General features: G+C 63.2%; 21 protein-coding genes. 12 read left to right on the top strand and 9 right to left on the bottom strand.

Annotated elements, in window-relative coordinates; translation table 11 throughout:
• Positions 1-6: 6 nt before the first annotated feature.
• Positions 7-768 (top strand): 5,6-dimethylbenzimidazole synthase, encoded by a 762-nt coding sequence (bluB, locus tag CO656_RS04035; protein WP_037424288.1) that lies wholly within the window; start codon positions 7-9, stop codon positions 766-768.
• Here the strand turns inward: bluB and CO656_RS04030 are convergent.
• From CO656_RS04030 to CO656_RS04015, 4 genes are all read right to left on the bottom strand, one after another.
• Positions 722-1870 (bottom strand): DUF2865 domain-containing protein, encoded by a 1149-nt coding sequence (locus CO656_RS04030; protein WP_234819682.1) that lies wholly within the window; start codon positions 1868-1870, stop codon positions 722-724. The two genes, bluB and CO656_RS04030, sit on opposite strands and share 47 nt — an antisense overlap.
• 142 nt (positions 1871-2012) lie before the next feature.
• On the bottom strand, positions 2013-2657 hold the full coding sequence (locus CO656_RS04025; protein ID WP_037424317.1) for an acyl-homoserine-lactone synthase: 645 nt from the start codon (positions 2655-2657) through the stop codon (positions 2013-2015).
• A 154-nt stretch (positions 2658-2811) separates the two neighbouring features.
• Positions 2812-3546, bottom strand: coding sequence for a LuxR family transcriptional regulator (locus CO656_RS04020; RefSeq protein ID WP_037424319.1), 735 nt, complete (start codon positions 3544-3546; stop codon positions 2812-2814).
• 173 nt (positions 3547-3719) lie between these two features.
• The gene (locus tag CO656_RS04015; protein WP_097525056.1) at positions 3720-6032 is read right to left on the bottom strand and encodes an NADP-dependent malic enzyme; all 2313 of its coding nucleotides are present in this window, start codon (positions 6030-6032) and stop codon (positions 3720-3722) included.
• Positions 6033-6209: 177 nt separating this feature from the next.
• On the opposite strand from CO656_RS04015, the gene CO656_RS04010 reads away from it, so the two are divergent.
• Together CO656_RS04010 and CO656_RS04005 are read left to right on the top strand one after the other, a co-directional pair.
• On the top strand, positions 6210-7046 hold the full coding sequence (locus tag CO656_RS04010; RefSeq protein WP_037424295.1) for a UDP-2,3-diacylglucosamine diphosphatase: 837 nt from the start codon (positions 6210-6212) through the stop codon (positions 7044-7046).
• Positions 7047-7149: 103 nt separating this feature from the next.
• Positions 7150-8370: an MFS transporter gene (locus CO656_RS04005; protein WP_097524878.1), complete on the top strand. Its 1221-nt coding sequence runs from the start codon at positions 7150-7152 to the stop codon at positions 8368-8370.
• Here the strand turns inward: CO656_RS04005 and dgcA are convergent.
• The gene (gene dgcA / locus CO656_RS04000) at positions 8322-9305 is read right to left on the bottom strand and encodes an N-acetyl-D-Glu racemase DgcA (RefSeq protein WP_097524877.1); all 984 of its coding nucleotides are present in this window, start codon (positions 9303-9305) and stop codon (positions 8322-8324) included. The two genes, CO656_RS04005 and dgcA, sit on opposite strands and share 49 nt — an antisense overlap.
• A gap of 186 nt (positions 9306-9491) precedes the next feature.
• On the opposite strand from dgcA, the gene CO656_RS03995 reads away from it, so the two are divergent.
• The 4 genes from CO656_RS03995 to CO656_RS03980 all read left to right on the top strand — a co-directional run bounded on the left by CO656_RS03995 (position 9492) and on the right by CO656_RS03980 (position 13618).
• Entirely contained in the window at positions 9492-10646 is a 1155-nt protein-coding gene (locus CO656_RS03995) for an ABC transporter permease (RefSeq protein ID WP_097524876.1), read from the top strand.
• Between the two features lie 12 nt (positions 10647-10658).
• Positions 10659-11468: an ABC transporter ATP-binding protein gene (locus CO656_RS03990; protein WP_097524875.1), complete on the top strand. Its 810-nt coding sequence runs from the start codon at positions 10659-10661 to the stop codon at positions 11466-11468.
• Between the two features lie 84 nt (positions 11469-11552).
• Positions 11553-12923 (top strand): MlaD family protein, encoded by a 1371-nt coding sequence (locus CO656_RS03985; RefSeq protein WP_097524874.1) that lies wholly within the window; start codon positions 11553-11555, stop codon positions 12921-12923.
• Between the two features lie 77 nt (positions 12924-13000).
• A complete protein-coding gene (locus tag CO656_RS03980) occupies positions 13001-13618 on the top strand; it encodes an ABC-type transport auxiliary lipoprotein family protein (protein WP_097524873.1) in 618 nt (205 codons plus the stop codon).
• Positions 13619-13692: 74 nt separating this feature from the next.
• Here CO656_RS03980 and CO656_RS03975 read toward each other — a convergent pair whose 3' ends face one another.
• Positions 13693-13971, bottom strand: coding sequence for a BON domain-containing protein (locus tag CO656_RS03975; RefSeq protein WP_097524872.1), 279 nt, complete (start codon positions 13969-13971; stop codon positions 13693-13695).
• 69 nt (positions 13972-14040) lie between these two features.
• Positions 14041-14952, bottom strand: a complete 912-nt coding sequence (hemF, locus tag CO656_RS03970; protein ID WP_037424340.1) for an oxygen-dependent coproporphyrinogen oxidase — start codon at positions 14950-14952, stop codon at positions 14041-14043.
• Positions 14953-15175: 223 nt separating this feature from the next.
• On the opposite strand from hemF, the gene CO656_RS03965 reads away from it, so the two are divergent.
• Both CO656_RS03965 and CO656_RS03960 read left to right on the top strand, forming a co-directional pair.
• Positions 15176-15436: a hypothetical protein gene (locus tag CO656_RS03965; protein ID WP_037424341.1), complete on the top strand. Its 261-nt coding sequence runs from the start codon at positions 15176-15178 to the stop codon at positions 15434-15436.
• A 116-nt stretch (positions 15437-15552) separates the two neighbouring features.
• Complete coding sequence (locus CO656_RS03960; RefSeq protein WP_097524871.1) at positions 15553-16818, top strand: MFS transporter; 1266 nt, start codon at positions 15553-15555, stop codon at positions 16816-16818.
• Here CO656_RS03960 and soxR read toward each other — a convergent pair.
• Entirely contained in the window at positions 16731-17225 is a 495-nt protein-coding gene (gene soxR / locus CO656_RS03955; protein ID WP_097524870.1) for a redox-sensitive transcriptional activator SoxR, read from the bottom strand. The two genes, CO656_RS03960 and soxR, sit on opposite strands and share 88 nt — an antisense overlap.
• Before the next feature lie 78 nt (positions 17226-17303).
• Here soxR and CO656_RS03950 point away from each other — a divergent pair, with 78 nt between their 5' ends.
• On the top strand, positions 17304-17876 hold the full coding sequence (locus CO656_RS03950; protein ID WP_097524869.1) for an NADPH-dependent FMN reductase: 573 nt from the start codon (positions 17304-17306) through the stop codon (positions 17874-17876).
• A 53-nt stretch (positions 17877-17929) separates the two neighbouring features.
• Here the strand turns inward: CO656_RS03950 and CO656_RS03945 are convergent, their stop codons facing one another.
• Complete coding sequence (locus CO656_RS03945; protein ID WP_097524868.1) at positions 17930-18391, bottom strand: tRNA (cytidine(34)-2'-O)-methyltransferase; 462 nt, start codon at positions 18389-18391, stop codon at positions 17930-17932.
• 474 nt (positions 18392-18865) lie between these two features.
• Between CO656_RS03945 and CO656_RS03940 the strand changes: the two genes are divergently transcribed.
• Both CO656_RS03940 and CO656_RS03935 read left to right on the top strand, forming a co-directional pair.
• Entirely contained in the window at positions 18866-20719 is a 1854-nt protein-coding gene (locus CO656_RS03940) for an ABC transporter ATP-binding protein (protein WP_097524867.1), read from the top strand.
• Positions 20720-20827: 108 nt separating this feature from the next.
• On the top strand, positions 20828-22693 hold the full coding sequence (locus CO656_RS03935; RefSeq protein ID WP_037424365.1) for an ABC transporter ATP-binding protein: 1866 nt from the start codon (positions 20828-20830) through the stop codon (positions 22691-22693).
• Positions 22694-22757: the final 64 nt, after the last annotated feature.

The following is a 22757-nucleotide window of genomic DNA, read 5'->3' as shown; positions in this document are numbered from 1 at the left end:
CGAACGATGCTGCCTGACCCGAACGGCTGCCTTGCGGCGGCCGGTGCCTTTTCGCCGGACGAGCGCGCCGCCGTCTATCGTGCCATCGAGACGCGCCGCGACGTGCGCGACGAGTTCCTGCCCGAACCGCTGCCCGAACCGCTGATCGCCCGCCTGCTCGAAGCGGCGCATCGTGCCCCGTCCGTCGGCTTCATGCAGCCGTGGAACTTCGTGCTCGTACGGCGAATCGAGACGCGGGAGAGGGTCTGGCAGGCTTTCCAGCGCGCCAATGAGGAGGCAGCCGGAATGTTTTCGGGCGAGGCGCAGGCGAAATACCGGTCACTCAAGCTCGAGGGCATACGCAAGGCGCCGCTCGGCATTTGCGTGACCTGCGACCGGACCCGCGGCGGCGCCGTCGTGCTCGGCCGCACGCACAATTCGCAAATGGACGTGTATTCGACGGTTTGCGCGGTGCAGAATCTTTGGCTCGCGGCGCGGTCCGAAGGCGTCGGCGTCGGTTGGGTCAGCATTTTCCACGAGAACGAGGTCAAAGATATCCTCGGAATTCCGGAGCACATCGAAATCGTCGCCTGGCTGTGCCTTGGCTATGTCGATCGCCTCTACCAGCAGCCGGAATTGGCGGTGAAGGGCTGGCGGCAACGCTTGCCGCTCGAGGACCTCGTTTTCGACGAAGGATGGGGCGTCCGCGACAGCCTCGTAACGACCGCCCAAAGGGAAGGTGTCACTCGTTCTGCAGCGGCTGGTAACGCGATCCCCGAGGGTTCTTGAGATCGATCGCGCTCTCTTCCTGTGGCAGGAAGGCAGGACCGACAACGCGGACCTTGCTGCTCTTCGGATCATAGGGGCGCTCTTCCACGGGCTTTGCCCCCGCTGGTCCGAAGGCTGGTGCAGACGGCCCCTCGATCGTCACGACGGAAGGGCTGACCACCGAAAGCTTGGTTCCCGAGGTGGTGCTTTTGTTCTGATCCGTCGTGATCTTCGGAATCTGGCAGCCGCAGATGCCGGGAGAACCGACGTCGCGCACACGATAGGCGAAGGCGTTGGGGAGTTCCCTGTACGGCCTTCCCGTGGACGCCGAAACCATCTGCTCGCTCTCCTCGGTGGCGAGGACGTGATAATAGAGTTCCGTATCGGCGCCGGGGCATCGTGCCCGGCAAAGCTCGGCGTCGCGTCCGAAGTCGGCCGGCGTGGCGTTCGACGAAATCGGGAAAAATGCTCCGTCGCAGGTCCGCACGCACATGGTCCTGAAGCCGCCTGCCGCGCCGTTCTCCATGAATGTGAAATCGTCGGTCGGACCATCGAACAGCAACGGATAGTCCTCGCCGTCCGGCGGGAAGCTTTCGAGGATGTTGCGATGAGCGCGCGCCTCTTCGGTGCCGAATTCATCCGGAACCGTCTCGTCCCAGTTCGGAGCGGCGTCCCCCGAGCAGTCGTTCAATTCCATGGCGGCGAGGATCCGCCGGCGCATGTCCTCATTGCCCTTCGAAATCAGGTGCCGGCGTTGGGCCTTGAGCGTGTGGAGATTGTCCTCCATGCGCGCAATCGCATCGTCAAGCTCGGCACAGGCAGCCGCATTTTCGCTTTCGATGTAGACGACGGACTCGTCGCTGCATTCCATGCGCCGCCTTTCGTTCCTGGCGCGGCGAAGTTCGATGTTCTGCCGCGAAACCGCGCCGGTGAAATCGCGCAGATTGGCGTTTGTCGTGAACGCCGCCGGCAGCTCTGCGAGGCGGGCGCTGAGGCGCGCGCAGACGTCGGTGGCCGATGCCTGCCCAGGCATAGCCAAGGCGAGGGGCAGCAGAGCGGCCGCAAGGTGCATCATCCTCAAGGACGCAGTGGATCGGGACACTGACACTCGTCTTTCCTGCATTTCGCTCCGCTGATCGCGGGACAGGGGCGCCTGTAGTCACATCATACGACGTTAGGGTGAGGGCGCAACGACAAGACGGCGTTTGCGTTAATACGTGTTCCGAGACAGGAAGGGCCGGGCCGCCTGAACGGCCCGGCCATGATTAGGCCGCCCTTGCAGTTTCGAGCGACATGGGCCGTTCGAGCACCGTGCCTTCGATGAGGGCAACGGCCTTCATCTGTCGAAGCAGGCTTCTCGACACTTCCCAGGCGACCGCGACCGCGTAGACATTGCCGATCCTGTGCGGCTCGGCAATCCGTTCTCCGGGGCACCCCATGCGGCGGAACATCCGCTCAAGGAAGACGTCTGTGACGGTGACGATGTGGCTGATGCCGGAGGCAAGGCCAAGTTCGCCGACGCCGCACATCAGTTCGGCGGCGGCGACCGTCACCTGGTTCGAAGACCGGTCCTGGGAAATATCCGGGTCGATGCAGAAGCGGCTCGATTCCCAGACCGAAGCGCTCCGGATTTCCGGGTTGCCGCCGAGCAGCACCGGGAATGTATCATCCAGCATGTTCGGCCCCAGCGTCGGCAGGAGCCTGAGCGAGCCACGCAGCTTCCCGGTTTCCGGCGAATAGGACATCACATAGAGCGGATTGGCCTTGTCGTAGTGGTCGATTTCCCAATCGCCCTCGGTCCTGACGTCCCATTTCAAGAAGTCGTGGAAGACGCGCTTGCGCAGCCGGAACATCTCGTCGATGGCCTGCGGATGTTTTCCGCGAGCGTTTCCGTTCACTATCCTGATCATCTTTCGCTCCATCGTGTTTGCGCGATGGAGCGATGCTGTCAGGCTCGGGCGACACATGTAACTGTCGGTAGTGACAGTTTAATCCAACGATTTTTCCCACAAAATTTGTGGGGCATCCGGCGCCGGGAGCGAGCTCCGATGGTAAATTCCCCCGTCAGATGGTGGGGATCAACGCATGGCGGACTGCCTGCGCAACCGCTTGCGTGTTCGACACGACATTGAGCTTGCGGCGTGCATTGCTCATGAAGAAGCGGACCGTGCGTTCGGAAATGCCGAGGATCGTCGCGATTTCCCAATAGCTCTTGCCGGCTGCCGACCAGGTCAGGACCTCGGTTTCGCGGCTGGTCAAGCGCGGATCGCGCTCGTCGATCGTATCTGCCATCGTCCGCTCGAGCATCGAGGCATGAAAGAGATTGGCTGCCAGCTGGAAGTCACGCAGATGGCAGCGGCGATATTCGGACCATTCCGTCGGCGACATGTTGGCGCTGATCGCCAGCAGCGCCATGCGGCCGGCCGGCGAAGGCAGCGGCAGGGCGACCCCTTCCGTGGACAGGCCGAGGTCCTCTGCAGCCTCGAAGAGCGGCTCGCATTCGGGAAAGCGGCGGCGTGCGGGTGCCCATTCCACAGGCCTTACGCCTCCGAGAGCAAGCCGAAGGATAGGGTCGATCCGGTGAAGACCGCGCGACAGATAGAGCTCCTCGGCATAGGCGCCGAAGGTGTGATGCAGGCGGCAGACCTTGAGACCCTCGGCCGTCGGTTCCGCTTCCAGATAGAGAAGATGCGCAATATCGAAGGTACGACGCATCAAGGCGAAGAATTGCTGCGGTTCCGCACACCCGCCATATTCCACGATATCCAGCAGATCGAGGACAGCCTGTTGATTAGTCATGCCGTAACACCGATTCATGCCCCTAGAATAAACATGGTTTAGCCTGCCGGTTTTTGTCTAGTGCTATATTTCGTAATCGGTGCAAGTCTTTTCACTAGATCAATGCATGGTTGTATTTCCGCGGCAAGCTGCCGCGGAATCGCCTAAAGCGCGATAGACCGGAGAGCCATTCCTCAGGCGGGATGGCTTGCCTCGACCACTGCAAGAGCCGCCATGTTGACGACGCCGCGGGAGGTGACGGAGGGGGAAAGGATGTGGGCCGGCAGCGCCGAGCCGAGTAGGATCGGCCCGACATGAAGGCTGTCCGTCATCGTCTTGACGACGCCGAGCGTGATGTTGGCGGCGTCGAGATTGGGGAAGACGAGCAGATTGGCTTCGCCCTTCAGCGTGCTGTTCGGCATCACCCGCTCGCGCAGCGTTTCGGAGATGGCTGCGTCCCCGTGCATCTCGCCGTCGACCTCGAGATCGGGCGCCAGCTCGCGGACGAGCTTGAGCGCGGCGCGCATCTTGGCGGCGCTCTCGGATTCGCGCGATCCGAAATTCGAATGGGAAACAAGGGCAGCGCGCGGCGTGATGCCAAAGCGGCGTATTTCGCCGGCGGCCATCACGGTCGTCTGGGCGATTTCCTCGGCGCTGGGGCTGAAGCTCACATAGGTGTCGGTGAAGAAGGTCGCACCGCGCTGGGAAATCAACAGACTTAGCGCCGAGAAGTCGAGTACGCCCGGCTTCTTGCCGATGATCTGTGAAACGTCGCGCAGGTGTCGGCTGTAGCGCCCTTCGACCCCGCAGATCAATGCGTCCGCTTCACCGCGCTTGACCGCCAGCGCACCGATCACCGTCGTATTCGTGCGGACGATCGTGCGGGCGGCTTCCGGGATGACGCCGAGACGGCCGACAAGGGTGAAGTATTCTTCGACGTAGTCGCGATAGCGCGGATCTCCTTCCGGATTGACGACCTCGAAGTCGACATCGGGACGGATTCGGAGGCCATAGCGGCGGAGGCGGGTGTCGATGATCTGCGGACGGCCGATCAGGATCGGCTTGGCCGTGCCTTCTTCCAAGAGCACCTGGGCGGCGCGCAACACCCGTTCGTCTTCTCCTTCGGCGAAGATGACGCGGTTCTTGGGGGCGTTCTTGGCGGCTGCGAAGACCGGCTTCATGATGAAGCCGGAGCGGAAGACGAAGCGGTTGAGCTTGTCGAGATAGGCGTCGAAATCCTGGATCGGCCGGGTAGCGACGCCGCTCTCGGCTGCAGCCTTGGCCACCGCCGGAGCGATGCGCAGGATCAACCGCTGGTCGAAGGGCGAGGGGATGAGATAGTCGGGTCCGAAGACCGGCGTTTCCCCTGAATAGGCACGGGCCGCAACATCCGACGGCTCCTCGCGCGCCAGGCCGGCGATTGCCCGCACCGCCGCCATCTTCATCTCTTCATTGATGGTGCGCGCGCCGCAATCGAGCGCGCCGCGGAAGATATGCGGGAAGCAAAGGACGTTGTTGACCTGGTTCGGGAAGTCGGAGCGTCCGGTGCAGATCATCGCGTCCGGCCGCGCGGCGCGCGCCACTTCCGGCATGATTTCCGGTGTCGGGTTGGCGAGCGCCATGATCAGCGGCTTCTCGGCCATCTGGGCGAGCAGTTCGGGCTTGAGGACGCCTGCTGCAGAAAGTCCCAGGAAAACGTCGGCGCCGCCGATGCTGTCGGCAAGCACGCGATTGGCGCTGTCCTGCGCGTAGATGGCCTTCCATTCGTCCATCAGAACCTCGCGGCCCTTATAGACGAGACCCTCCAGGTCATGGACCCAGATGTTTTCGGGCTTGGCGCCAAGGGTGACGAGAAGGTTCAGGCAGGCAAGGGCGGCAGCGCCGGCGCCCGAGGCGACGATCTTCGCCTTGGCGATGTCCTTGCCGGCGAGTTCCAGGCCGTTCAGGACGGCGGCGGCGACAATGATCGCCGTTCCGTGCTGGTCATCATGGAAGACGGGAATGTCCATCTTCTCCCGCAAGCGGCGCTCGACCTCGAAACATTCCGGAGCCTTGATGTCTTCGAGATTGATGCCGCCGAAGGTCGGCTCGAGCGCGGAAACCACGTCGACCATGCGTTCGACGGTCGGCGCGTCGATCTCGATATCGAAGACATCGATGCCGGCGAATTTCTTGAAGAGGACGGCCTTGCCTTCCATCACCGGTTTTGAGGCCAGGGGACCGATATTGCCGAGGCCGAGCACGGCGGTGCCGTTGGAGACCACGGCGACGAGGTTAGAGCGGGCGGTGAAATCGGCGGCGCTCGCCGGGTCATCCCTGATGGCAAGGCAGGGGGCTGCGACGCCGGGCGAATAGGCGAGCGCCAGATCGCGCTGATTGCCGAGCGGTTTGGTGGGCTGGATCTCTAGCTTGCCCGGACGGGGGTAGCGGTGGAAGAAGAGTGCCTGCTGGTCGATGTCTCCGCTCGCCGGAGCCGATTGAGGTTTCGCTTTTTCGCCCGTGGTCATGCCGTCACATCCCCGTTTCTGGATCGGGGCCTTTTGGCACGAATTCCCGCCCGCGTACAGTTTCACGGCAGCGCTTTTCATCAGCCCGATCCGGTCCGCCGAATTCCGGTGTCATCTTCCTGAAACACGAGTCTGGTTTTGACGAGGCGAGACATAGCTCGAGAAGGCGAGGATCTCATGGTTGCGATATCGGGATCTCAACAGAATCCGGTGCGGAAATTGCGGACGCTGTTCATCTCCGACGTCCATCTGGGCTCGAAGGCGGCGAAGACGGACTACCTGATCGATTTCCTGCGCCACCATGAGGCCGAGACTATCATTCTCGTCGGCGACATCGTCGACGGCTGGCGGTTGAAGCGGAGCTGGTACTGGCCGCAGTCCTGCAACGACGTCGTTCAGAAGCTCCTGCGCAAGGCGCGCAAGGGTTCGCGCATTATTTACATTCCCGGCAACCACGATGAGTTCATGAGGGATTTTCCGGGCGTCCACTTCGGCGGTATCGAGGTCGCGGCGCGCCACATGCACCAGGGCGCGGACGGGCGCAACTACCTCGTGCTGCATGGCGACGAATTCGACGTCGTCGTGCGCAACGCGCGTGTGCTCGCCTATCTCGGCGACTGGGCCTACGACACGGCAATCGCTATTAATATCGGCCTTGCCGCCATTCGCCGCCGCCTCGGCATGCCGTATTGGTCGTTTTCGTCCTGGGCGAAGCTGCAGGTCAAGCACGCGGTGAATTTCATCGGCGAGTTTCAGAGGGTCGTTGCGGAGGAAGCCCGCCGGCATAACGCCCAGGGCGTGATCTGCGGGCATATCCATCACGCGGTGATCGAGGACATCGACGAGATCCGCTACATCAACACCGGTGACTGGGTCGAAAGCTGCACGGCGATCGCCGAGCATTTCGACGGCACGATGGAACTGCTCACCTGGCATAGCCTGCGCGGCGGAGTGGCGGTGGAAACCTCGGCCGATGGCTTGCCCGTGACTTTGGCCGCGCCGCGGGCAGCCTGAGGTCCTCGGTACCAGGCCTGAGCCCCACCTGTGGCTAAAACTAGCGGCTAGCGAGCTGGCGGATATTCGTGCTAGGGGTTGCGCACAGCCATCAGGTCCTCCCATGATTCCCGCATCCGCGCGCCCCGTCCTGGGGCCTCCGCCGCGTTATTTCGCGCTCCGCATCGGGTTGCTCTTCTGCGCGCCGCTGATCGTCAACGGCTTCGCCATGCCGTATTTCCCGGTCTGGCTCAACGGCTTGTCGATGAGCGATTTCGAGATCGGCGTGGTCCTCGCCGTGCCGATGTTCATCCGGGTCATCACGGCGCCATTGGCGGGTGTGCTGGCGGACAGGCTCGGTGAGCGCACGATCGTGCTGATCTGGTCGGCCTGCCTCTCGCTTGCACTCGCCTTCGTCCTCTTCTTCGCCAAGGACTTCTGGCCGGTGCTGGTGATCTATGCGCTGCAGTCGGCCGCCTATTCGCCTTACCTCCCGATCGTCGAGGCGATCGCGCTTTCGGGCGTGCGCCGCTGGGGTTTTGACTATGCGCAGATGCGCGTCTGGGGATCGATCGCCTTTATTGGTGCGACGATGCTCGGCGGCTGGATGACCGGCCTCATCGGCGGTGCAATGGTGCTGCCGGCGATGGCCGCCGGTTTCGGCCTGACCGTTGCGATGGCCTGCGCAGCTCCGCGCATCGGCCGCCCACGCAGGCCTTCGCCGATCACGGCAATCACCGAAGCGCCGCCGCAATCGCTGCGGCAGCCCGATTTGCAGCTGCTTTTGATCGGCGTCACGCTGGTCAACAGCAGCCATGCGATGCTGTTCGCGTTTTCTGCCATTTATTGGCAGCAGATCGGCTATAGCGGCACGCAGATCGGGGCGCTGTGGAGTGCCGGGGTGGCGGCGGAAGTGCTGATGTTCTTCTTTGCCAAGGCCATTACCAGGCGCTTCAGCGTCTGGACGATGATCTTCTCCGGCTGCCTGCTGGCGGTCGCGCGCTGGCTGATCTTTCCGATGGACCTCGGTTTTACCGGTTACTTCGTCCTCCAGTGCCTGCACGCCTTTACCTATGCGATCATGCACACCGGCATGCAGCACAAGCTGGTCGAGCGCGTCGCCGAGGAGCAGGAGGCCTCCGCCCAGGGCCTCTATTTTTTCTACACCGGCATCTTCACGGCGATCTTCACCTTCCTGTCGGGCTACTTTTACGCCTGGTTCGGTGTCGCCGGCTTCTATTCGATGTCGGTCGTGGCGCTATGCGGATGCTGCTTCGCCTATGCCGGCTGGTATCTTCAGCCCCACAGGCTCGGCTCGGGCGGGAAGACGAGCGAGGCCGCGTAGCGAAGCCCCGGGCTGCGGTCCTGTGCAAGCAGCAGCGGGCCGTCGAGGTCGACGAAGTCGGCTCCCTGCGCGACGAGGACGGCCGGAGCCATGGCGAGCGAACTGCCGACCATGCAGCCGACCATGACCTTCAGGCCGAGCGCCCGGGCCTCTTCGCGCATGCGCAGCGCCTCGGTAAGTCCACCGGTCTTGTCGAGCTTGATGTTTACCGCGTCGTAGCGTCCGACGAGCGCCTTCAGGTCCTCGGTCGCATGCACGCTTTCGTCGGCGCAGACGGGAACCGAGTGTGCCACGGAGCCCAGCGCCTCGTCACGCCCCGCCGACAGGGGTTGCTCGATGAGGGCGATGCCGGCCTCGGCGCAGACAGCAAAATGCAAGGCGAGGTTTTCCGGCGTCCAGCCCTCGTTGGCGTCGAGGATGATGCTGCTTTTCGGTGCGCCTTTCCGCACCGCGCGGATTCGCGAGGTGTCGTCAGCGGTTCCGACCTTGACCTTCAGCAGCGCGCGATGGGCATATCTTGCGGCCTGCGCCATCATCTCTTCGGGCTCGGCGAGCGAGATCGTGTAGGCGGTCGTCAGGGCGACCGGAGCGGCGAGCCCGGCGAGCGCAGCGGCCGATCTGTTCGCCCGCTTGGCCTCGAGATCCCAGAACGCGCAATCGACGGCATTGCGGGCGGCACCGGGTTTCATCGATTGCTGCAAGTCGAGCCGCGTGATGCCAGATTCGATCGGCGCTCGAACGGTTTCGATTTGGCTCAGGACCGATTCGATCGATTCGCCGTAGCGGCCATAGGGGACGCATTCGCCCCGCCCGATGACGGCGCCGTCGCTGAGCGTGCAGGTCACGACGCTCGCCGTCGTCTTCGAGCCGCGGGAGATAGTGAAGGTGCCGGCGATCGGAAAATGGTCGACGGTAGCTGAAAGCGAGATCGGCATCGTTGTTCTCTCATGGGGTGGGGATTCGCCGTGCCCGCCATGCCCGGGCGCTCGGTCGGGCCGGCGCGCTGTGTCTTTTCGGCCGCACAAGGCCTGCCGTACGGCTTTGAAACGACGGGTGATTTTGTCCTGGGATCGAATCTGGTTTAAGAGATTACTGAATAGCAAGTGAAAGACCAAGATCACGTGACGCGAAAGCCATCCCAGAAGGCTGCCGATGTCGTCCTCGCCGAGGCCGACGGGGAGACGGGCCGACGCTATGTGTTCAGCGGCGACTGGCGGCATCAGACGGCGGAAGCCATGGCCGACAAGCTGAAGCGGCTCGGAAAGCCGGCCGGCGGCCGGAACGAGTTCGATTTTTCCGGGATCACCGGCATGGACACGGCCGGCGCCTGGATAATCCGGCGCTTCATGAACGGGCTCGGCAGCGAGGACGGGGGCGAGGTTCGCTTCGCCGGCGGCGGGGAGCGCTATGTCGAATTGGTGCGCGCTCTGCCCAAGGAATTGCGGCAGCCGGAGCGTTCGAAACGAAGGGACCCGCTTTTCCAGCGGTTGTTTGCACCGATCGGTGAGGTGACCGTATCGATTTGGACCGACACGGTCGCCGCCATGTATATCCTGGGATCCGCGGTGCGCGGGGCACAGATGAAGCTCGGGCGTCACGCCGGCGTATCGCCTGCCGCGATCGTCCACCAGATCGACCGCATGGGCGTGATGGCGACACCCATCATCACCCTGATGTCGTTCCTGATCGGCGCCATCATCGCCCAGCAGGGCGCCTTTCAGCTCCGATCTTTCGGCGCGGAAATCTTCGTCGTCGACCTCGTCGGCATTCTGCAGCTGCGCGAAATCGGCGTGCTGCTGACGGCGATCATGATCGCCGGCCGCTCGGGCAGCGCGATCACGGCCGAAATCGGCTCGATGAAAATGCGCGAGGAGGTCGACGCGCTGAAGGTCATGGGGTTGAGCCCGGTCGGCGTACTCGTCTTTCCGCGCCTCGTGGCGCTGACGATCGTGCTGCCGCTCTTGACCATCATCGCGAATTTCGCCGCTCTGGCCGGGGCGGCGCTGGTTGCCTGGAGCTATTCGGGCATCACCATACCGACGTTCCTCGCGAGACTGCAGGAGGCCGTCGACTTCTCGTCGGTGGCGGCCGGCATGATCAAGGCGCCGTTCATGGCGCTGATCATCGGCGTCGTTGCCGCTGTCGAGGGGCTGAAGGTCGGCGGCAGCGCGGAATCGCTCGGGCGGCGTGTGACGTCGTCGGTCGTCAAGTCGATCTTCGTCGTCATCCTCATCGACGGCCTGTTCGCCATGTTCTACGCGGCGATCGATTTCTGAGGCGGGCGGAAAATGGTTCAGGCGGTCATGGAGAAGCAGTTGGAGCAGGCGGCGGAGCGCGAAAGCATCCTCTCCGTTCGCGACCTGACCGTGGGCTTCGGCGACAATATCGTCCTCGACAAGCTCAATCTCGACGTGCTGCGCGGGGAGATCCTCGGCTTCGTCGGAGCTTCCGGCACCGGCAAGTCGGTCCTGATGCGCACGGTCCTGAGGCTGCTGCCGAAGCGCTCAGGCATGATCAAGATCCTTGGCGCGGAATACGACAAGGTGAGTGAGGAGGAACGCATCGCGCTCGACATGCGGCTCGGCGTTCTCTTCCAGCATGGGGCGCTCTTTTCCGCACTCACCGTGCGGGAGAACATCCAGGTGCCGATGCGGGAATATCTCGATCTGCCGCAGGGGCTGATGGATGAACTGGCGCGCCTGAAGATCGAACTGGTCGGCCTGGCGCCGGAAGCGGCGGAAAAATATCCTTCGGAGCTTTCCGGCGGTATGATCAAGCGCGCCGCCCTCGCGCGGGCGCTGGCCCTCGATCCGGATCTCGTCTTTCTCGACGAGCCGACGTCGGGCCTCGATCCGATCGGCGCGGCGGAGTTCGACGAGTTGATCGCCAAGCTGCGGGACACGCTTGGATTGACCGTGTATATGGTGACTCACGATCTGGACAGCCTGTTCTCGGTTTGCGACCGGATCGCCGTCCTCGGCCAGAAGCGCGTCCTGGTCGAGGGAACCATCGAGGACATGCTTGCCTGCGACGAGCCGTGGGTGAAATCCTATTTCCGCGGCAAGCGGGCGAGGGCGATCGTGCGCGAGCACGACTGAGCGGTAAAAGTGATAAAATAGGCGACGCGAGGTGTGTCGCAGCAGGGTGAAGTGGCGGCGGGGCCGCAGAGGTAGTCTGAGCCGATGGAAACTAAAGCGAATTATGCCATTGTCGGCTTTTTCACGGTGTTCGTGATCGCCGCTGCCTTCGGCTTCGTCTACTGGATGTCGCAATACGGCCGAAGCGGCGAAATGGTCGAACTCGTCGTCAACATTCCGGGTTCTGCCAACGGTCTCTCGGTCGGCTCGCCGGTGCGTTTCAACGGGATCAATGTCGGCAGCGTGCGCAGTCTTGCGATCGACGCCAATGATCCGCGCTACTCGATCGCCATCACGGAGGTTTCGGCCGATGCGCCGGTGCTGACCTCGACACGGGCGACGCTGGAAATCCAGGGCCTGACCGGGGCGGCCTATATCGAGCTCAGCGGCGGGCGAAAGGGCGACGAAAACATCCTGAAGACGGCACTCGAGAACGGGACGCAGGCGCGTATTCTTGCCGACCAGTCGAGCGTCACCAGCCTGCTCGCGACCGCCGACCAGATCCTCGATCGGGCGAACAGCGCCATCGGCGACATTCAGGGCTTCGTCACGGAAGTTCGTGGCCCGTTGACCTCGACAATCGGCAATGCGCAGCGGTTCTCCAAGGCGCTGGCGGACAATTCCGACGCGATCGATCAGTTCCTGAAGAGCGTGGAGGAGTTATCGGGGTCGGTCAGTGCGGCCTCGAAGAAGCTCGATACCACGCTTGCGAGCGCCGACAGGCTGATCAAGTCGGTCGATCCGAAGAAGATCGACACGATCGTCAGCAATGTCGAAGAGGTGAGCAACGACCTCAAGGCCGCTTCCGGCGGCGTTTCGGAGGCGATCGCCGGTTTCAAGCGAACCGTCGACACCTATGACCAGTTCGGCAAGAACGCGCAGCAGACCTTGAAGCGTGTCGACGCGTTGGTGGCTGCGGTCGACAGCCAGAAGGTGGGGCTCGTCGTCAACGACATCTCCGCGGCGAGCGCCGATGCCCGCAAGGTTGCCGCTCAGGTATCCGAGTTTGCCAACAAGATTTCCGCCCGTCAGGAAGACATCGACCAGACGATCACCGATTTTACGGAGATGTCGAACAAGCTGAATGCGGCATCAAACCGTGTCGACGGCATTCTCGCGAAGGTCGACGGCTTCCTGGGAGACGCGAATGCGCCGTCGCTTTCGGCTGAGGCGCGCGCGACGCTTGAATCGTTCCGCCGCATGGCCGACAACCTCAACGCCCAGATCGGTCCGATCACCGACAACCTGAAGCGCTTCTCGAATTCCGGCTTGCGGGACGTGGAGACGCTCGTCACGGAAACGCGGCGGACGGTGCAGAGCCTGCAGAGTACAATTTCCAATTTCGATCGAAATCCACAGCGCCTGCTATTCGGCGGCGAGACTGTTAAGCAATATGATGGCCGCACGCGGCGGTGATTCGCTGATCGGTCGCGGGCAGGTTGCGTGGGGGCGGGGAGCCGGACGGCGCCGCGTTGTTTGGGGATGATGTGCGTATGGGTTTTCCGGGTCTGGTAGCGTTGTGTGGTGCGGGAGCGGCCCGGTTTGCTGCGGTTCTTTCATTGGCGACGATCATGGCCGGCTGCGGTACGCGCCAGGCGGTCAACGATACGTTCAGCCTGGCATCGGTGCCTGTCGTCTCACGCCCGGCTGGAACGAACCGTCAGATCCTCGTGCCGGAACCGACGGCCCTGAAGACACTCGGCAGCGACCAGATCGTCGTCCGGCTGTCGAGATCGGAACTGCAATATCTCGCCGGGGCCCAATGGGGTGACAGCCTGCCGCGCCTGGTGCAGGATCGGCTTGTCCAGACTTTCGACGATACCGGCAGGGTTCGTGGCGTCGGCAAGCCGGGCCAGGGCCTTGCCATCGACTATCAGCTGGTCACCGAACTCCGCGCCTTCGAGATTTCCACCGACGGACCGGATACGGCGGTCGTCGAGATCTTCGCCAAGATTTTGGACGATCGCACCGGCACCGTGCGCAGGCAGCAGGAATTCCGTGCCGTCGCGCCGGTGCAGGGTGCCGGCAATCCGGCCTTTGTCGCAGCCCTCGACGCGGCCTTCGCCAAGGTGGCAGCCGATATCGTCGGCTGGACGCTTCGGTCTATCTAAGCTCGGCGCTAAACCGGACGTTCGCCCCTCATCTGCCTGCCGGCAGATGAGGGGCATTGTCGCAAAGGCTGAGTTTACCCGCTGCTGCTTTTCGAGAGCGCTATACGGTTGAGCACTTCGCCGACCCCTGCGACCGACATTGCCGCTTCCTCTGCGCGGAGGATTTCGTCCTTTGTGGCAACGGTGCCGCCGAGCAGGACGGTGGTGCCACTGCAGGTCACCGTGACGTCGGCCGCGTCAAGGCCCGGCGCGACGGCAAGGCAATGGGCAACCCTTCGCTCCAGCTCCGCCGGGTGGTCGGGGGTTACTCTTTCGGGCTCCTGGCCGAAGAATGTGCGCTTCTTGAATATCATGCGGCGATCACTCCGTCGTTGCGGAGAAAACGCCGGAGGCTGTGATTTGTTCGCGTCTTCGTTGAGCAATCAGGGCCAGCGAACGACCGGGGGCAGGGACGAGAGGATCGACTCGACGTTCCCACCCGTCTTGAGGCCGAAGATGGTGCCGCGGTCGTAGAGCAGGTTGAACTCCACGTAGCGGCCGCGACGCACGAGCTGCTCGTCGCGATCGGCCTCCGTCCAAGGCGTGTTGAAATTCGCCCTGACGATCTTCGGAAAGACGATGGCGAAGGCCTTGCCGACATCGCGGGTGAAGGCGAAATCGGCCTGCCAGCCGCCAAGATCCTCGGGCGAGTGCAGCCAATCGTAGAAGATGCCTCCGGTGCCGCGCGGCTCGTTTCTGTGCTTGAGGAAGAAGTATTCGTCGCACCATTCTTTGAATTTCGCATGATCGGCGACCGGATGCCGGTTGCAGGTGATCTCCATCGCCCGGTGAAAGACGACGGTGTCCGGATCGGTCATGAGGCGCCGGCGGTCGAGGACGGGGGTCAGGTCCGCGCCGCCGCCGAACCAGTTGCTGGTGGTCACGACCATGCGCGTATTCATGTGCACGGCGGGCACGTTCGGATTGACCGGATGGGCGATCAGCGAAATGCCGGAGGCCCAGAAACGTGGATCTTCGCTGGCGCCGGGCATCTGGCTGCGGAATTCGGGGGAAAATTCGCCGAAAACGGTCGATGTGTGGACGCCGACCTTCTCGAAGACGCGGCCCTCCATCATCGACATGCGGCCGCCGCCGCCGGCGCCTTCCTCGCGCAGCCAGTCCTTGCCGACGAAACGGCCGGGCGGACGATCCGACAAGGGTCCTGTCAGATCATCCTCGATCGCCTCGAATGCCGCGCAGATCGAGTCGCGCAGGCTTTCGAACCAGGCCTTCGCCTCGGCCTTCTTGTCTTCGATGTCTGCAGGCAGACCCTGCGGCAATTGCGGTCTTTCCATGGGAATTCCGGTTCCAATAGGCGGGCTTTCGCAGAGAGGGAGCCCCGATTCTGTCGCCGTTCACAGTCCATATTTTGGGCCGGATGGCAACGGCGCCGCGGCCCCGCGTGACAGTCTATCGCATCGACGCGCCTCCGGCGATTTTGCTCGGGGCGATGGGTCGGAGCCGACGGGCTGGCCAAGCGGCGGTGCCGTTCCTATCTTTATCGTCAGAGGTACAGCCATGGCGAAGATACCCCCAGGACCGCCGCTCGATGGCTTGCGGCGCCAGATCGCCCGGCATCGCCGGGAGCACCCCGCGCGAGCAGACAGGCTGTTCGTGCGCGAGACCTTCCGCCTCGAACGCAGTGCCGCCCGCGCCAAGGCGCGCGAATGGTTCGAGACATGGCCGAAGGCCGCCTACTGGACGGAAGTCGAGAGCTGGCGCCAACTCGAGGGCGACGAGATCGAGTTCACGATGCGCCGGCTGCCGAGCGCCGATTGAACGACCGCATTTTCGAAGCGCGCACTCAATTCATCTCGCCAAGGCGGCGGGAGCGCGCTAAGCGTTGCTCCACTCTTCCCGACACCCTCCCGATTGCTCATACCGGCCATCACCCCATGCCCATCGTCCGCTCGGTAATCGTGCTGTCCGTCACGCAGATCGTCGCCTGGGGCGCGATGTTCATGTTCGTATCGGTCACGGCGGCGGGAATGGCCGGCGACCTCGGTCTCGAGCCGTCGATGATCTATCTCGGTCCCACCATGATGCTGGTGGCAATGGCCCTGTGCTCACCGCCGCTGGGCGCGCTTTATGAGCGCTTCGGAGCGCGGCCGGTGCTCGCGTCCGGTTCGGCGCTAGCTGCGCCCGGCTTGTGGGTGCTCGCGAGCGCGCATGGGCCGGTCACCTATTTGGCCGCCTGGGCTCTTCTCGGTATCGCCGGTGCCGCGACGCTGACGACGTCCGCCCATGTCTATCTGAGTGAAATTGCCGGCGAGGGCGCGCGCCGAGCGATCGGGGCGCAGATGCTCGCCACGGCTCTCGCCCCGAGTGTTTCCTGGCCCGTCACTGTGTTCGTTGAGGCAGCGCTCGGCTGGCGTGGTGCGCTCATCGTCTACGGCGCGGTGATGCTGCTCGTCTGCGCGCCGCTGCATTGCTTCGGTCTCCCGCAGACCAAAAGGGCAGGCCGGGCGTCCCGTGCCGCCTCAGATGGCAAGCGGGAGCAGCCCGACACGCGTCACTATTGGGCGCTTGTCGCCCTTATCGTTGCGGCAGTTGCGCTCAACGGCTTCGTTACCTGGGGTTTCCAGCTCGTTGTCATCGATATTCTCCGGAGCTACAGCGTGCCCGACTATCTGGCGGTGGGTTTCGGATCCGTGATCGGTTTCGTCCAGCTCTCGGCGCGGCTTTTCGATTTTCTCGGCCGCAACCGCTGGGACGGGCTGGCGACCGGCTTCGTCGCGGCGGCGATCATGCCGCTGGCATTGCTGACCTTGATTTTCGGCGCGGGGAGCGAGTGGTCGATCGTCCTTTTCCTCGTGCTCTACGGCCTTTCGAGCGGCGCCATGTCGGTCAGCCGGGCGACGATGCCGCTCGTGTTCTTCTCGCCGGCGCAATATGCGCTGGTCACGGCGCGCCTCGGATTGCCGCTCAACCTCGCCTTCGCCGCCGCCCCTCCGTTCTTCTCCTTCGTACTCGGAGCAGCCGGGAACGGCTGGGCGCTTTCGATTGCACTGCTCTGCTCGGTCGGCACTTTGACGAGCATGATCCTGCTCAACCGGATGCGGCCGGCTGCGGCTCACGCCCCGGCGGTTTCCGCGTCGCTCGAGCCGTCGGACGGATCCATCAGGCGCGGCCCAGCACCCTCGGAGCCAAGCACGTCATGAGGGTTGCGCAACGGGCAATCGCGCATCGACAGGCAGCCGCAGCCGATGCAGCCGGTCAACTGGTCGCGCAGCGAGGTCAACTTGGCGATCCGATCGTCGAGTTGCTGCCGCCAGCTGTTCGATAGCCGGGCCCAATCTTCGACGGTCAGCGGCCGGTCGTCTGGAAGCACCGACAGGGCGGATTGAATCTCCGCAAGCGGAATCCCAGTGCGCTGGGCGACCTTGATGACGGCGACGCGTCGCAACACCGAGCGCGGATAGCGCCGCTGGTTGCCGCGGCTGCGGTTGCTGCGGATCAGCCCCTTCGTCTCATAGAAATGCAGCGTCGAGACGGCGATGCCGCTCCGTTCGGCGACCTCGCCGACGGTCAGCTCCCGCCTGAAATCGCTGCCCTCTTCTTTTTGCATCGGTGCTATTGACCTCAACTAAGCTTGAGGTTCTATAGCATGAGCTCCCTGTAAACGACAACTAGGAGCTGATTCCGCATGACAGAGAAAATGACCCTTGCGCTGATCTATGGCAGCGCACGGCAGGGCCGGTTCTGCGATACCGTCGCCAGCTGGCTTATCCGCGAGCTTTCGACGTCCGACGTCTTCAGCCTGACGATCATCGATCCATTGCGGTTGAAGAACTCTCGCAGCGAGAAATCGGCCGATCCGGCCGAGTGGATGGAACGAAAGGTTGCCGAGGCGGACGCCTTCATCGTCATCACGCCGGAATATAATCACGGCTATCCCGCGGCGCTGAAGGAAATGATCGACGCCGTTTATGAGCCCTGGCATGCCAAGCCGGTGGCCTTTGTCTCCTATGGCGGCGCCTCCGGCGGTATCCGCGCCGTCGAGCAATTGCGCCAGGTCTTCGGAGAACTGCATGCGGTGATGCTCCGCGACGGGGTGGCGCTTCCGAAGGCGTGGTCGAAATTCGATGCAGCCGGCAATCTCTACAAGCCGGAAGAGCTTCGGGCGCCACTGTTCCTGATGATGGACCGGCTCACGTGGTGGGCGCGCACATTGAAATATGCGCGCAAGGCCACGCCCTATAGCGAGATTGCCGCGTGAGGGGCGGGGTATCTCCCGACGAGATAGGACGCCGCAAGGCACTCATTGACGTCTCAGAACGCGCCGGTCTGCCGCATCGCCTCGCCGACTACCATCGCGGTGGCGATGGCGATGTTGAGCGAACGCTGGCCCGGCGCCATCGGAATGAGGATGCGGGCGTCGGCACGGTCATGCACATGATCGGGCACGCCGGCGCTTTCCCGGCCGAAGAGCAGAACGTCGTCGGGCTGGAAGTCGAAACGCGTATAGGGCTCGGCGGCCTTTGTGGAAGCGAGCACCAGCCGCCGGCCGCTTTCCGCCCGCCATGTTTCAAAGTGCTCCCAGTTGACATGGCGGGTGAGCGTGACCGCCGCGATATAGTCCATGCCGGCGCGCTTGAGATTGCGGTCGGAGAGATCGAAGCCCGCCGGCTCGATGATGTCGACGGCCAGTCCGAGGCAGGCAGCGAGACGCAGGATTGTGCCGGTGTTGCCCGGAATGTCCGGCTGATAGAGGGCGATGCGGAGTTCGTTCATGGGCTTTCGTCGACGGCGTATGATCAAAGGGGCAGGCGCGAGACGTCGTATGGCATCGATTTGGTCCTTGATCCACAGCCCGGTCGGCTGCGGTGGCGTACATTCGGCGCGGATGAATTTCACCTCTCTAATTTGTGCCAAAATGGCAACAGGCCGAGCGTCGACGGAGAGACAGGCAAGAAAGTGACTGCGACAATCTGGCGCGGCAGCGCGATTGAGGGTAAAGGTCAAGTCTCTTCAACGCGAACCGACGGAGGCATGCATGACGGTATTGATGTTGACACGCCTCCATCCTGTAGCCTGGCCTTCCCAGGCCTAGCCGGTTCCGCGCCTTTTCCTTCTATCGATCGAATGACGCGCTCCGGTCCCGGAGTGGAGCTCGGCTCGAGGCGTCATCTCTGGACCGTGATTTCTCAAAAATAAAGAATGCGGGGCGACCCGCCTTCCTTCAAACTATCTGAAGGAGCTTGGATAATGTTCGGCTGGTTTGAATCCCGCCTCAATCCTTACCCGACGGAAGAGCCCAGGCTTCCGCCGAAGGGTCTCTTTGCCTTCTGCTGGCACTACACCAAGCCGGCGGCGCCGTGGCTGCTGATCATGGCGGTCTGCACCATGCTGATCGCGATCGGCGAGGTGGCGCTGTTTCAATTCCTCGGCAATGTGGTGGATTGGCTGTCCAATGCCGAGCGCGAAACCTTTCTCGCCACCGAGGGAGGCAAGCTCGCCTGGATGGGAGCCCTGATCCTCATCGGCCTCCCGGGCCTTGTGGCGCTCGATTCATTCATCATGCACCAGGTGCTGCTCGGCAATTATCCGATGATCGCCCGCTGGCAGATGCACCGCTACCTGCTTCGGCAGAGTATGACCTTCTTCGCCAACGAGTTCGCCGGGCGCGTGGCAACGAAGGTGATGCAGACGTCGCTTGCGGTTCGCGAGACGGTGATGAAGATCCTCGACGTCTTCGTCTATGTCGTGAGCTACTTCACGACGATGCTGGTCGTCGTCGCCGCAGCCGACTTACGCCTCGTCGCGCCGCTCGCCATCTGGCTCGCCGTCTATGTCGTGATCGTCAGCACCTTCGTGCCGCGCCTGCAGAAGATTTCCAAGGAGCAGGCGGATGCCCGGTCCATGATGACGGGTCGGATCGTCGACAGCTACACGAATATCAGCACGGTAAAACTCTTCTCGCATGCGGGGCGGGAGGAGACCTATGCGCGCGCCGGCATGGAGGAGTTCCTCGCCACCGTCTACCGCCAGATGCGCAAGGTGACGCTGTTCCACATCTGCGTCTACGCGAACAACTGCGTGGCGCTCTTCGCCGTCGGTGCGCTGGGCATCTATCTGTGGCTGACCAGCGCGATCTCGGTCGGCGCGATCGCCGTCGCGATTGGGCTCGCGATGCGCATCAACGGCATGTCGCAATGGATCATGTGGGAAGTCTCGGCATTGTTCGAGAATATCGGCACTGTCTATGACGGCATGGGCATGATGACCAAGGCACACGACATCGTCGATGAGCCGAATGCGGCGCCGTTGAAGGCTGAGAAGGGCGCGATCCGTTTCGAGGACGTGCGCTTCCACTACGGCAAGGCAAAGGGCGTCATCGATCGGCTGTCGCTCGAGATTCGCCCCGGCGAGAAGATCGGCCTCGTCGGCCGCTCGGGCGCCGGCAAGACGACGCTGATGAACCTGCTGCTGCGCTTCTACGACCTGGAGGACGGCGTGATCCGGATCGACGGCAAGAATATTTCCGCCGTCACCCAGGACAGCCTGCGTTCTCAGATCGGCGTCGTCACGCAGGATACGTCGCTGCTGCACCGCTCCATTCGCGACAACATCGCCTATGGACACCCGGAGGCGACGGATGCGCAGGTCATCGCCGCTGCCAAGAAGGCGAATGCCTGGGAGTTCATCCAGATGCTCGAGGACAACCTCGGCAGGCGAGGGCTGGACGCGCAGGTCGGCGAACGGGGAGTGAAGCTCTCGGGAGGCCAACGGCAGAGGATTGCCATTGCCCGGGTCTTCCTCAAGGATGCGCCGATCCTCATTCTCGATGAGGCGACATCGGCGCTCGATTCCGAGGTGGAGGCGGCGATCCAGGAGAACCTCTTCGCCCTGATGGCCGGCAAGACGGTGATCGCCATCGCCCACCGCCTGTCGACACTGACGGAAATGGACCGTCTGGTGGTTCTCGAAGCGGGACGGATCGTGGAGACCGGCTCGCATGCCGAGCTTGTCGCCAAAGGCGGCCTCTACGCCGACCTCTGGTCGCGTCAGTCCGGCGGCTTCATCGCCGACGACGCCGAAAAGGAGGAGGCGGCGGAGTAATCTGCCGCCACGTTGCGCTTTTCGCTCGGATCAAAGCTTACGCATTTGTAATCGATGGGCCGGCGGAAACCGATTGCCGTCCGTCCTCAGCCCCCTATTATCTGAACAATGCTGCGCGCCATCGTCACTATCTTCGAGAATTGGATCAAGCCCTTCGCGCCGCGCGACCGGCTGCAGCCGCCAAGGTCGCTCTGGGGCTTCGCATGGTTCTATGCAAGCCAGGCAAAGGGTCCGTTCCTTGCCATGGCAGCGCTCGGTGGGCTGGTTGCCATGCTCGAGGCGGGGCTCTTCTATTTCGTCGGCCGGCTTGTGGACGTGCTCGATACCATCCGGCCACAGGACGGATGGAGCGGACTGATCGCCTCCAACGGTCCGGAACTGCTCTTCATGCTGTTGACGGTGCTGGTGTTCCGCTTCCTGGCCGTAGCGCTCGCGGCTCTGGTCGAGGAGCAGGCGATCATCACCGGCTTCCTCAACCTTGTCCGCTGGCAGTCCTATGTCCACGTCGCCCGGCAATCGCTCACCTTCTTTCAGAACGATTTTTCCGGCCGCATCGTCACCAAGGTCTGGTCGGGCGCGCAGGCGACGAGCGACCTGATCGTCTCGCTGCTGCAGGTCATCTGGTTCATCGTCATCTACACGGCGTCGACCATGGCACTGGTCGCCCAGCTCGATTGGCGGCTGGCGGCGATGGTGGCCTTCTGGATCGCCATCTTCCTTTCGCTCGCCCGCTATTTCGTTCCGCGCGTCCGCAAGCACGCCCGCGACACCGCGGAAATGGCGTCGATGCTCAACGGCCGCATGGTCGATGCCTATTCGAATATCCAGACGCTGAAGCTCTTCGGCAGCGACGAGGAGAATGACCGCTATATCCGCGCCGGCTTTGACCGCTTTCAGGGTGCGGTAATCCCCTTTACCCGCCTGCTGACGGGTGTGCGGGCCTCCCAGGCGCTGCTTTCCGGGCTGATGATCGCGGCGATCGCCGTCTACTCGGTTCATCTATGGCTTGCGGGAATGGTGAGTTCGGGGGCGGTTGCCTTCACGCTGGCGCTCGTGCTGCGCCTCAACATGCTGCTCGGGCGGATGATGTCGCAGTTCAACGCCATCATGCGCAATATCGGCACGATCCAGAATTCGGCCGAGCTCGTCTCGCAGCCGATCGGCCTCGTCGACAGGCCCGGGGCGCTCGATCTCGAAGTCAAACGGCCGGAGATCCGGTTCGAGCGGGTGTCGTTTCACTACGGCAAGGGCGGCGGGGTGATCGATGAGTTCTCCCTGTCCGTCCGCCCCGGCGAGAAAGTCGGCATCGTCGGCCGCTCGGGCGCCGGCAAGTCGACCCTCGTCAACCTGCTGCTGCGCTTCTACGACCTCGAGGGAGGTCGGATCCTGATCGACGGGCAGGATATCGCCACGGTCCGCCAGGAATCGCTGCGCGCCCAGATCGGCATGGTCAGCCAGGACACCTCGCTTCTGCATCGGTCGATCCGCGACAATATTCTTTTCGGAAGGCCGGGCGCGACGGACGAGCAGCTGATCGAAGCGGCGCGCAAGGCGGAAGCCTATGACTTCATCGTCAATCTGCAGGACCAGCGCGGCCGCAAGGGATTCGATGCCCATGTCGGCGAGCGTGGCGTCAAGCTTTCCGGCGGCCAGCGGCAGCGGATTGCGATCGCCCGCGTGATGCTCAAGGACGCGCCGATCCTTGTTCTCGACGAAGCGACCTCGGCGCTCGATTCGGAAGTGGAGGCAGCCATCCAGTCCAATCTGGAGCGTCTGATGCAGGGCAAGACGGTGCTCGCCATCGCTCACAGATTGTCGACGATCGCAGCGCTTGACCGTCTGGTGGTGGTGGACCGCGGACGTATCGTCGAGGACGGCAGCCACGCCGAGCTGATCGCCCGCGGCGGCCTCTATGCGGAACTTTGGGCGCGCCAATCCGGCGGCTTCATCGCCCAGGAGGAAGCGGCCGAATAGGGGGCTCCGACGTGCCCTTCGACCGTGCCAAGCCCTTGTGCTCATTGGCTGCCTCTTTCCCCCG

The sequence above is a fragment of the Sinorhizobium sp. FG01 genome (assembly GCF_002531875.1).
Classification (GTDB): Bacteria; Pseudomonadota; Alphaproteobacteria; order Rhizobiales; family Rhizobiaceae; genus Sinorhizobium; species Sinorhizobium fredii_C.
The sequence above is the reverse complement of the archived record's forward strand: the minus strand, read 5'-3'. Positions and strand labels throughout refer to the sequence as shown.

Excerpts from the sequence above, each read along its gene's own strand:
- hemF (WP_037424340.1), bottom strand. The coding sequence starts at position 14,952 with ATGGAAAGACCGCAATTGCCGCAGGGTCTGCCTGCAGACATCGAAGAC.
- CO656_RS03965 (WP_037424341.1), top strand. The coding sequence starts at position 15,176 with ATGGCGAAGATACCCCCAGGACCGCCGCTCGATGGCTTGCGGCGCCAG.
- CO656_RS03940 (WP_097524867.1), top strand. The coding sequence starts at position 18,866 with ATGTTCGGCTGGTTTGAATCCCGCCTCAATCCTTACCCGACGGAAGAG.
- bluB (WP_037424288.1), top strand. The coding sequence starts at position 7 with ATGCTGCCTGACCCGAACGGCTGCCTTGCGGCGGCCGGTGCCTTTTCG.
- CO656_RS03950 (WP_097524869.1), top strand. The coding sequence starts at position 17,304 with ATGACAGAGAAAATGACCCTTGCGCTGATCTATGGCAGCGCACGGCAG.
- CO656_RS03960 (WP_097524871.1), top strand. The coding sequence starts at position 15,553 with ATGCCCATCGTCCGCTCGGTAATCGTGCTGTCCGTCACGCAGATCGTC.
- CO656_RS03945 (WP_097524868.1), bottom strand. The coding sequence starts at position 18,391 with ATGAACGAACTCCGCATCGCCCTCTATCAGCCGGACATTCCGGGCAAC.
- CO656_RS03980 (WP_097524873.1), top strand. The coding sequence starts at position 13,001 with ATGGGTTTTCCGGGTCTGGTAGCGTTGTGTGGTGCGGGAGCGGCCCGG.
- dgcA (WP_097524877.1), bottom strand. The coding sequence starts at position 9,305 with ATGCCGATCTCGCTTTCAGCTACCGTCGACCATTTTCCGATCGCCGGC.
- CO656_RS03985 (WP_097524874.1), top strand. The coding sequence starts at position 11,553 with ATGGAAACTAAAGCGAATTATGCCATTGTCGGCTTTTTCACGGTGTTC.
- CO656_RS04005 (WP_097524878.1), top strand. The coding sequence starts at position 7,150 with ATGATTCCCGCATCCGCGCGCCCCGTCCTGGGGCCTCCGCCGCGTTAT.
- CO656_RS04030 (WP_234819682.1), bottom strand. The coding sequence starts at position 1,870 with ATGCAGGAAAGACGAGTGTCAGTGTCCCGATCCACTGCGTCCTTGAGG.
- soxR (WP_097524870.1), bottom strand. The coding sequence starts at position 17,225 with ATGCAAAAAGAAGAGGGCAGCGATTTCAGGCGGGAGCTGACCGTCGGC.
- CO656_RS04025 (WP_037424317.1), bottom strand. The coding sequence starts at position 2,657 with ATGATCAGGATAGTGAACGGAAACGCTCGCGGAAAACATCCGCAGGCC.
- CO656_RS03975 (WP_097524872.1), bottom strand. The coding sequence starts at position 13,971 with ATGATATTCAAGAAGCGCACATTCTTCGGCCAGGAGCCCGAAAGAGTA.
- CO656_RS03990 (WP_097524875.1), top strand. The coding sequence starts at position 10,659 with ATGGTTCAGGCGGTCATGGAGAAGCAGTTGGAGCAGGCGGCGGAGCGC.
- CO656_RS04015 (WP_097525056.1), bottom strand. The coding sequence starts at position 6,032 with ATGACCACGGGCGAAAAAGCGAAACCTCAATCGGCTCCGGCGAGCGGA.
- CO656_RS04010 (WP_037424295.1), top strand. The coding sequence starts at position 6,210 with ATGGTTGCGATATCGGGATCTCAACAGAATCCGGTGCGGAAATTGCGG.
- CO656_RS03935 (WP_037424365.1), top strand. The coding sequence starts at position 20,828 with ATGCTGCGCGCCATCGTCACTATCTTCGAGAATTGGATCAAGCCCTTC.
- CO656_RS04020 (WP_037424319.1), bottom strand. The coding sequence starts at position 3,546 with ATGACTAATCAACAGGCTGTCCTCGATCTGCTGGATATCGTGGAATAT.